The 9,932-nt window shown below is 34.4% G+C and carries 8 protein-coding genes; 3 read left to right on the forward strand and 5 right to left on the reverse strand.

Annotated features, from left to right (window positions below; genetic code table 11):
* Positions 1-58: 58 nt before the first annotated feature.
* Positions 59-1,453, forward strand: a complete 1,395-nt coding sequence (locus Q0992_RS13845; RefSeq protein ID WP_299525589.1) for a hypothetical protein — start codon at positions 59-61, stop codon at positions 1,451-1,453.
* 94 nt (positions 1,454-1,547) lie between these two features.
* On the opposite strand, the gene Q0992_RS13850 is transcribed toward Q0992_RS13845, so the two are convergent.
* The 4 genes from Q0992_RS13850 to Q0992_RS13865 form a co-directional block, all read right to left on the reverse strand.
* Positions 1,548-3,005 (reverse strand): lipopolysaccharide biosynthesis protein, encoded by a 1,458-nt coding sequence (locus tag Q0992_RS13850; protein ID WP_299525592.1) that lies wholly within the window; start codon positions 3,003-3,005, stop codon positions 1,548-1,550.
* 34 nt (positions 3,006-3,039) lie between these two features.
* Complete coding sequence (locus Q0992_RS13855) at positions 3,040-4,329, reverse strand: glycosyltransferase (protein WP_299525595.1); 1,290 nt, start codon at positions 4,327-4,329, stop codon at positions 3,040-3,042.
* 82 nt (positions 4,330-4,411) lie between these two features.
* Positions 4,412-6,832 carry a hypothetical protein gene (locus Q0992_RS13860; protein ID WP_299525598.1) on the reverse strand — a complete coding sequence of 807 codons (2,421 nt, stop codon included), beginning with the start codon at positions 6,830-6,832 and terminating at the stop codon, positions 4,412-4,414.
* A gap of 72 nt (positions 6,833-6,904) precedes the next feature.
* The gene (locus Q0992_RS13865) at positions 6,905-7,198 is read right to left on the reverse strand and encodes a DUF4834 family protein (protein ID WP_299525601.1); all 294 of its coding nucleotides are present in this window, start codon (positions 7,196-7,198) and stop codon (positions 6,905-6,907) included.
* Positions 7,199-7,301: 103 nt separating this feature from the next.
* Here Q0992_RS13865 and Q0992_RS13870 point away from each other — a divergent pair, with 103 nt between their 5' ends.
* Positions 7,302-8,207, forward strand: coding sequence for a transporter (locus Q0992_RS13870; protein ID WP_299525604.1), 906 nt, complete (start codon positions 7,302-7,304; stop codon positions 8,205-8,207).
* Positions 8,208-8,280: 73 nt separating this feature from the next.
* Positions 8,281-9,402 carry a GTP cyclohydrolase gene (locus Q0992_RS13875; protein WP_299525607.1) on the forward strand — a complete coding sequence of 374 codons (1,122 nt, stop codon included), beginning with the start codon at positions 8,281-8,283 and terminating at the stop codon, positions 9,400-9,402.
* Between the two features lie 51 nt (positions 9,403-9,453).
* Here the strand turns inward: Q0992_RS13875 and Q0992_RS13880 are convergent.
* A partial coding sequence (locus Q0992_RS13880) for an aminotransferase class I/II-fold pyridoxal phosphate-dependent enzyme (protein WP_299525610.1) occupies positions 9,454-9,932 on the reverse strand: 479 nt, incomplete at its 5' end.

Consider the following 9,932-nt stretch of genomic DNA (forward strand, 5'->3'; position numbering starts at 1 on the left):
GTTTTTTGGCACGCTGTTTGTTTTACAATAGATGAGTTTAATTTTAAAACCCTTAACTATGAAACGGATTCTATTTTTATTTGCAAGTTTAGTGGCTTTTTCCACTTCTGCATACGCATCTAATCTAGCCACCACAACATCTGAAGCAGAAGCTTCAATCAACACTTTTGTGAGAGGTTATGGAAATTCTTTCATATTTGTTGAAAATGGTATTGAATTCTCGGTTTACCGTGATGGTCAATTCGATTTCTATATCCCACAGTATGGTCCAGATGTTAGTGTTGGTATAAATACTCCTGGCTTTGCTTTAAGTTTCAACGGAGGTTTTAATTATAATCCATACGTTCAGTACGATAGTTTTGGTGCTATTGTTCAGGTTGAAAACACGCCTATATTCTACGATTTTTATGGTAGAGTAAATCAAATCGGAAATATATTCATTACATACAATAACTTTAATAGAATAAGCAGAATTGGTGGGTTGAATATCTTTTACAGAAATAATGTCTTTTGGAGATATGACGGTTTTATCAATGCTTTTAACAGAGCCTATATATGGAGACCTTGGCATAGATTCTACATGGTACCACCTGTAAACTTCTGTGTGGTTAACGTTAATCCGTATAGACAGTTTTATAGACCTGTAAGACACATATGGTACAGACCCTACAGAAATAATGTAAGATTCTTTAATGTTAATAATGGAAGGCGTGGAAATGCACAAATCATTAGAAGAAACAACAGTAATATAAGGAGAAACAACAGTAATAATTATGTGCAAACACCTAGAAATAGAAGAGAACGGAATATTCAAAGAACGGTTACGCGTAGAAATACTGAAATTACTAGAACGCGATCTGCTCGATTAACCGAAAGTACTACAACACGTTCTACTAGAAGTAATGCAGTACGTAATACAAGAAGTACAACTCGTAGTAACGAAGTAGGCACAGCACGTTCTACCAGAAGTAATACGACACGTAGTACAAGAAATACAAGTCGTAATGGCGAAGTAGGTACAACACGTTCTCATACCAGAAGTAATAATGAGAGCTCGAGAACACATTCTAATACTAGCATGACTTCACCAAATACTAGGAGTAACTCAGATAGTAGAAGTGTAAGAACCTCTCGATCTAATACCAGAGTATCTACTCCAACTAGAACAACGCGTAGTAACTCAATAAATACTACGAGAAATTCTAGAAGTAATGTGACCAGAAGTCGAGGTAGTGTGTCTCATAGAGTAGAAAGTGCGAGAAAATCTTCGGTAAAAAAACCAAAAGCGACGAAATCTCGTACATATAATAGAGCAAGCTCTAACAACAGTAGAAATAGAAGTGCTACTGTTCAGAATAAGAGAAAGTCTTCCTCCGTTTCGACTAGATCTAACACAAGTAGAAGAAGTAACCAAAGTTCTACAAGATCTAACTCAAGACGAACTAGAGGATAAAATATAAAATATGATTTTTTTGGTTGGTTAGTAGAAGTCCCGTATGATGTATGCCTCAGAGCACCTTACGGGATTTCTCAGTAATATAAAGTACCTAAAGTTTTAGGTACTTTTTTATTTGCTGTGAGATATCTTCAGAAATGTCGAGTTTGTAAATCAAAACTAAATAGATGATTCCTACCAACACAGACTTCAATACTATGTTAGCTATTGGGTGAAAGGGAAAGTCCCAGAAATACATGAGCATTATAAGAAAGGTCAAAAGCACTAGAACTTTTAATGAAGACCAAGAAAAAGGTTGCATATTCAATTTATACTTTACGAATACTATTTTAACCGTATTATAGATAGCCACTGCTAAAAAAGTAGCAATAGCTGAGCCTTCAATACCATATACAGGAATAAAAATAAAATTCAATACAATAGCTACGATAGCCAATAAAACACCGAATAATAAAACCATTTTATAATATTCGCTATTAAACAAGATGGCATTATTATTTCCTAAGCTATTATCAAAAAGCTTTGCAAGACTAACAATAAGAACAACAAATAATCCGCCAGTAAATTCATCTGGCAGTATTTCATACAGTTGATTTATATTTAATATAATCAGTAAGAAAATAAGACCGCTTATTGCCAAAAGGCTTATAGAGCTTCGTTTGTAGAGATCTTCAAGTGCTTGTATATTATTATCATTTAGATATTTAGCTGTCAATGGCATCATTATTTGGTGCATGGCACGTTGTGGCACAGCTATAACGGTAGCTATAAAGATAGCAACACTATAATAGGCAACCTGTTCAATTTGCTCTAACATCACACCAATCATAAACTTATCTATATCTAGAATTAGCATAGCGACAGAACCTGCAATAATCATGAGTCCTGCATATTTTAATATGGATGATAAGTTCTCCACTTTCTGAATCCTAAAACTTGGAAATCTAACCGAGTAAGCATAAAGCTTCATAATCATTGTTCTTAATATATAAACACCAACTAAAGCGAGAATAAATTCATCTACGGTCAACCATTTTAGATATACCGAAAACAGCAATAGCATAATACAAGCACGATGGAATATCTCTTTCATCACATTACCAAAAACAGTTCGCATTTGCACCTTCGACCATGAATAAAAAATCTCGAAATAAGCCATAGCAACAGCCAAAACAAAGATATGCCAAACATAATCGTCAGCTATAGCATTCTCTTTAGCTAAAAACGATGCTATACCTTCGTAAGACACATAACCGATAAACCCTATAGGAATTATAAATAGTAGAGGCAAAAACAGCATCAAGGTCAAAAAACTATTAATACTGGTTTTGGTTTTAAAGGATGAATAAAATTTAATAATGGCATTATGAACACCAAATGCCATAAATGGCATCATAATATTTGCTGCAGATAATAAAAAAGCTACTAAACCGTAATAGTCATCCTTTAAAAAATTAGTATATAGAAAAAGGGTATTTATAGCACCTATACCAAAACCTATGTAGGTGCTTATAGTATTTTTGAAAGATTGATCTAATACAATGCCCATAGTGCTTTAAATTACGAAAACTTGTAACATGGCATTACATGCGTTTTATAAGCTCGCTTAAATTCTTTGTTAGTGCTTTTCTACTATAGGACTGTAAACCAATAGCATTCACTTTTAATCGATTGGCTTTATAGTCATTGAAATAACACATGACCTGAGTCTTAAGCTCTTGCTTTTCCTCATAATTAAAGTAAGTCCCTGTATTGGTTGATGTAATAATACCTTCAATCTCCGAATCCTTTGGTCCTATAGCTAATATGGGTGTTTCAGAAATTAAATATTCAAATAATTTTCCCGGAATGATGGCTTTAGTGTCTTCAGAGTTTATTTCAATGAGTAACAAAAGTTGCGACTTCATTTGAAATTTAATAGCCTCATCATGACTAACGTAGCCTACAAAGTTGACGAAGTTTTTTAATCCTGAATCATACATAGATTCGAGGACATCATCACTAACAACACCTATTAAATTAAGTTGGAAAGCCTCTGAGAACGCATTATTCTCTTGAACTAATTCTGAAAATACTTCCCATAAAACCTTGGGGTTTCGGTCCGGCAGTAAAGACCCAATATGCGATAATGTAAACTTTTCATCCTTCCCTTCTATTCGTATGGAATGTGTGTCATAGCCATTGGTTATCACCGAAATGGGCTGCTGTGTTTTAGTGAGAAATTCTCTTTTAGTATGGTTACTTGTGACTACAATCTGGTCGGCTGAACTTAAAACCTGAGTCTCCAATCCCTTATGTTTAGCTTCAGATGACTTGGTTAATTTCAAAGCTTTGTGATACCCAATAGTAGTCCATGGATCTCTAAAGTCGGCTATCCAATTGATTTTAGATTTTTCTTTCAACTGAAGACCTATCAAATGCAAACTGTGCGGAGGTCCAGTGGTAATTATAGTATCGATTGCATGGTCGTCTATATAATTTTTAAGAAAACAAACAGAAGGTTTTATCCAATGTTTACGTGCATCAGGTATGAAGAAGTTTCCACGAACATAAAGCATTAGTTTTTCAATCAAAGATTGTTTTTTAGCTTTTGGGATTACTCCAGAACTTATAGTTTTTGCACTTTTTTTTGAAAACAAGAGAGCCAAACCATAGGGTTCTTTAATGGGATGTTTTAGAATAGTAATACCTTTAGGAATCTCATCTACCAAACTTCTGTCTATAATAGGATAGTTAGGATTCTTAGGGCAATAAACGATAGGTTCAATTCCAAAATCAGGCAAATACTTCACGAATTTTAACCAACGCTGTACACCAGGTCCGCCAGCTGGAGGCCAATAGTAACAAATTATTAATACCTTCTTTTTACTCATATCTGTCATTCCTGCTTTCGCAGGAATCCATATAATTGTATTTTGGTAATGCAGTAGATTCCTGCCTTCGCAGGAATGACAATCAATTTTCTTTCTTTCTAAGACTGTAGAAAACTCCCAAAACCAATAAAATCCCAAAAACTGTAGAACTAGCTAAAGCAATTTTACTGCCTGTGGCGACAACTTTTGGTTCAAACTTAAACTCAATAATCTGGTTACCCTTAGGAACTTTCATTCCTCTTAAGGCATAATTTACACGCTGGTGTGGAACTACTAAACTCCCACCTAAATAAGCATTCCATCCATTTTCATAATAGATTTCAGAAAATACAGCAAAGCCCTCATTTGGATTAGTGGACTCATACCTTAAGTAGTTTGGTCGAAACTCTTTAAGAGTTATTGAAGCTGTTGAATCCACTTTGAATTCCATAACTTCTGGTTTATCACTAAAATCAGACATCGTTGTAACAGCTTTACGTTTTGTGTCCAAACTATCTAAAATTCTTATTTCGGCATTCGCATTATCCACTTGCCTTAACTCCTCTACGAACCAAGCATTGCCATTGGGTTCGGTATAACTTGTTGAGGCTCTGGTCTGACCTTGTTGGTTCTGTACAATGACGTATTTTGTATTGAGCATATTCAATACTTCTACATTTTGCTTATAAATATGAAATTCTAGTAAATCGTTATATCGACCAAGTTTAGCAGCATGATAACCAAATAAAGAATTGTGGTAGTAAGAGGCTTTTGCAGGAGCACCACTAGCAGCATCAAATACCCTAAAATGGCCATTATCCTTTAAAATTTCTCCATCAGCCACATTAGGCTGATAGGGTTTATCAACCTTTAGCGCAGATACAAAATCATCGTTATTAACATAATTCTTATTTACAGAAACTAAGTCAAATAGAATGAGGACACCAAAAACAATAACTACTAGATTTTCAGACAGTTTCTTCTTAAGAAAGAAATAAACCGTGCCAGCAGAAAGCAGAACCAAAATTAAAGTTCTAATCGTATCTGCCGTAAATAATGCTTTTCTATCGGCTATAATAGCATCAACCAAAACTTCTGATATTCCTTCATCTCTAAAACTCTTAAAATCAAATAACACAGATTTAAACAATAAAAAGATGAGGCATAACCCTGCTGTAATGGCAACAGTATATTTTAAGGCTTTTAATTTTTCTTCATCCTTTTGAAAGTCATTAAACAAGCGTACCAAAGCAAAAATGCCTAACACAGGAATGCATAATTCTAATATCACCTGAATAGAACTTACCGCCCTAAACTTGTTGTACAAAGGCACATAATCAATAAAGAAATCCGTTAAAAATCCTAAATTCTTACCATAGGAGAGCAATAATGATAAGATAGTACCACCAACCAACCACCATTTCAATCTACCCTTCACTAAAAACAATCCTAGTACAAATAGAAAAATAATAACGGCACCAACATAAGCTGGAGCTTCAACGATGGTTTGGTCTCCCCAATACATAGGTGCATTTTTGGAAATCTCTAAGGCTTCCATAGGTGAAGCACCCATACTAACATAAGTTTTATAGATTTCTGAATCCTTACCAATATTCTCTGAGTTGCCGCCACCCATAAATTTTGGAATAAAGAGATTAAAGGTCTCAGCTAAACCGTAACTGTATTCTGTGATATACTCCCTACTTAACCCATTCGTAATTTCCTTTTCAGACCCATCGGGATTAATGGTCAATTCACTTTTACCACGTGTACTTTCTTTTGCATATTCTTGTGTAGCCATAATATTAGTGGCATTGAGTCCAACGGCGAGTATGGCTGCCACCGATAATAATCCGACTGATTTAAAAAAATGAGGTAATACCTTTTTTTGATAGGCATCAATAAAATAAGCTATTCCTAAGACTATGACTAAAAATAATAGATAATAAGTCATCTGAAAATGATTGGCCACAATCTCTAAGCCCAAGGCAATTGCTGTTAACAAAAACCCAAGGATATATTTCTTTCTAAAGGTCAGAACAATACCTGCTAAAACCATAGGCATATAAGCAATAGCATGTGCCTTTGCATTATGTCCTACACCAAGAATGATGATGAGATAAGTGGAAAATCCAAATGCTAAAGCTCCGAGTGCAGCAAGTTTAAAATCCACTTTTAAAGAGAGCAATAGAATATAAAATCCTAAAAAATATAAAAACAGATAATCAGCTGGTCTGGGTAAAAAACGTAGTGTTAAATCGAGCTTTTTTATGTAATTGTGTGGATATTTAGCACCTAATTGGTAGGTAGGCATACCACCAAACGCACTATTGGTCCAATAAGTTTCTTCCCCTGTGGCTTTTGCAAATTCTTTTTGCTGTTGTGCCATTCCAATGTAGTGCATAATATCACTTTGGAATATTTTTTTGCCTTGTAAAACCGGACTAAAGTATGCTAAAGATAAAACCACAAAGCCAACGAGAACTAGAATATGTGGCAGAAAACGTTTGAAAGAAAATGACATGAAATCGATGAATTATTGATTCCGAAAAGTAGTTATTTTTTGATAAAATTCTTGAATGTATGGTAACTTATATCAATCTATTTCTTCGTAATCGATATATTCGCCTACTTTTTCGTTAGAGGACTTATTTTGTTGAGGCATCTTATCTATAACCGTTTCGCCTTCTCTTCGTTTTTGTTCTTCGCGTTGTTGTGCTTGGTTTTGAAAGCCACCAAATTGTTGCCCAAATCGTTCTTCTGCTTTTTTGGCTACAAATTTCATAAGAATTGGAGCAAAAAGCCGTGCTAAAATCCTTAACCCAAACCAAACGAGAAGTATTATTAATATTGTTCTCAGTAATCCCATCACCGAAGCTTCTTGTATCATATTAATATGTAAGTCTCAAAAATACAATTATAGTTACGTATAATCCGTTATAAATACTTAAAAAAAGTATAAAATATCTATATTTGAATTTAAACCAAACAAAATGCGAAGACTCAAATCCATTATTGCTTTTACTATCCTATTAGCCTACACTACGACTTATGCTCAATATACAGAGGTTATTAACTCTAATCGTCCAGGTTTGTCCGAAAGTGCTTTTTCAGTTGGCACCAATGTATTACAATTTGAAGCTGGTGCCTTTACTGTTAAGGAAGAACACACGCCACTCAACTATGAAGTCTCTGGATTTGGTTTAGATTTTGCTATTCGTTATGGACTTTTGTTTGAGCAACTAGAAGTACAGCTAGATGGTGTTTACCAAAATGACACACAGACCTTTAATGCAGGACAAATCCCTGTAGAAGACAAACGCTCTAACTTTAGAAATTTTACCTTAGGTGCAAAATACTTAGTATATGATCCTTATAAGAATGCTGAAGAAGCTAAACCAAACTTGTACAGTTATCGCGCTAATAGAAGATTTCAATGGAAATCTTTAATACCAGCTGTAGCTGTTTATGCTGGTGCAAATTTTGATTCTGAAAATAACCCTTACACAGCGCCAGATGTTGAAGGCATAAGTCCAAAAGTGATGATAGCTACCCAAAACAATTTTAATGGTGGATGGGTTTTTGTTATGAATTTGATTAAGGATAGGATTGGCTCTGATTTTTCTGAGTTTCAATATATTTTTACTTTAACCCATTCCTTTACCCCACAATGGGTTGTCTTTGGGGAAGCTCAAGGTATTGATAGCGATTTTTATGCTGACAATATCTTTAGGGTTGGTGGAGCTTACCTTTGGAATAAGGATTTTCAACTCGATGCTAATATTGCTTTCAATACAAAAGATACACCTTCAGTTTTTAATATTGCATTTGGTGCGTCTTACCGTCTCGATTTCCATAAAGACAAGAAAATCGATAATAGTAATTCCGCTAGGAAATAACATAAGCGTGAGAAGTAGTAGAACAAAAGAAAAAAGCCGACAATTTCGATTCCGATAGTATACAAACTCCTACATGATTATAATTAAAGAAGTTACATCTAAGAAAGATTTAAAAGCATTTGTAAAGTTTCCTTTTTCGCTTTATAAAGAATCAAAATATTGGATACCACCAATCATTAGCCAAGAACTAAAAACTTTTGATAAAGAAAAAAATCCTGTTTTTCATGATGCAGAGGCTAGGTTTTTCTTGGCATATAAGAATAATAAAATTGTTGGTCGAATCGCGGCTATTATTAATTGGATAGAGATAAAACAGCAAGGCATTAAGAAAATGCGTTTTGGTTGGTTCGATTTTGAAGATGACCTTGAAGTTTCTAAGGCTTTATTTGATAAAGTAACCGAAATAGGCAAGAAACAAGAGTTAGAATTTATTGAAGGCCCTGTAGGGTTTTCCAACTTAGATAAAGTTGGGGTTATGACCGAAGGATTCGATCATATCGGCACCATGATTACCTGGTATAATTATTCGTATTACCAAGACCATTACAAGGCTTATGGATTAGAATTATCCAAAGAATATGTTGAGAGCAAGTTTTCATTCGATGATATAAATCCAGACACGTTTACTAAAATACAAGACCTTATTAAGCGTAGATATAAGCTTGAAGCCCTAGATTTTAAGACTACCAAAGACATTATGGTCTATGCTGATGAAATGTTTGATGTGTTTGAAACCTCACATGCAAAACTTTCTTCATTTGTAGCCATCAATCCTGAACAGAAAGCCTATTTTAAAAAGAAGTTTTTACCCTTTTTAAATCCCGAATACGTTAAGTTCGTCGTTGATAAAGACCACAAATTAATTGCATTTGCTATCGTTACACCTTCATACGCAGAAGCGCTTCAAAAAATGAAGGGTAAATTATTTCCTTTCGGATTCAGGCACATAATGCATGCTAAAAAGCATTCGAAATCCGTAACATTTTATTTAATCGGAATCTTACCAGAATATCAAAATAAAGGGGTTACTGCAATTATATTCAATGAATTTTACAAAGAGTTCACTAAAAAAGGGGTTGAACAGTGTATTAGAGGCCCTGAACTAGCAGACAATACGGCAATTCATCAGATATGGAAACACTTTAACCCTAAAGTTCATAAAAGGCGCTGTACTATGAGCAAAAATATTGCATAAAAAAGCCTAAACTTTGTTTAGGCGTCTAATAGTATTTTGAAATTGTATTTTTTATTCACCCATAGCTGCAATTAAAGCTGCAGACATTCTTCTGTAAGTACCATTTTGTAGTCGGTCTCTAATGGCATCAAATGCATCTAAAGTCTTCTTCACATCTTCTAAAGTATGTGTAGCAGTAGGAATCATTCTTAGTAAAATTAATCCTTTAGGTATCACAGGGTAAACTACTATAGAACAGAATATTCCATGATTTTCACGAAGATCTTTAACCAAAGCCATAGCTTCTGGAATACTACCCTTTAGATATACTGGAGTTACACAACTCTGGGTCGTACCAATATCAAAACCACGTTCTTTTAATCCAGACTGCAAAGCGTTAACTATAGTCCAAAGATTTTCCTTAAGCTCTGGCATCGTACGCAACATTTCCAAACGTTTTAGTGCACCAACCGTGAGTTGCATTTGCAAAGATTTTGCAAACATTTGGGAACGCAAATTGTACTTTAAATAATCTATAATCTCTTGATCAC

The organism is Winogradskyella sp. (assembly GCF_028289625.1).
Classification (GTDB): domain Bacteria; phylum Bacteroidota; class Bacteroidia; order Flavobacteriales; family Flavobacteriaceae; genus Winogradskyella.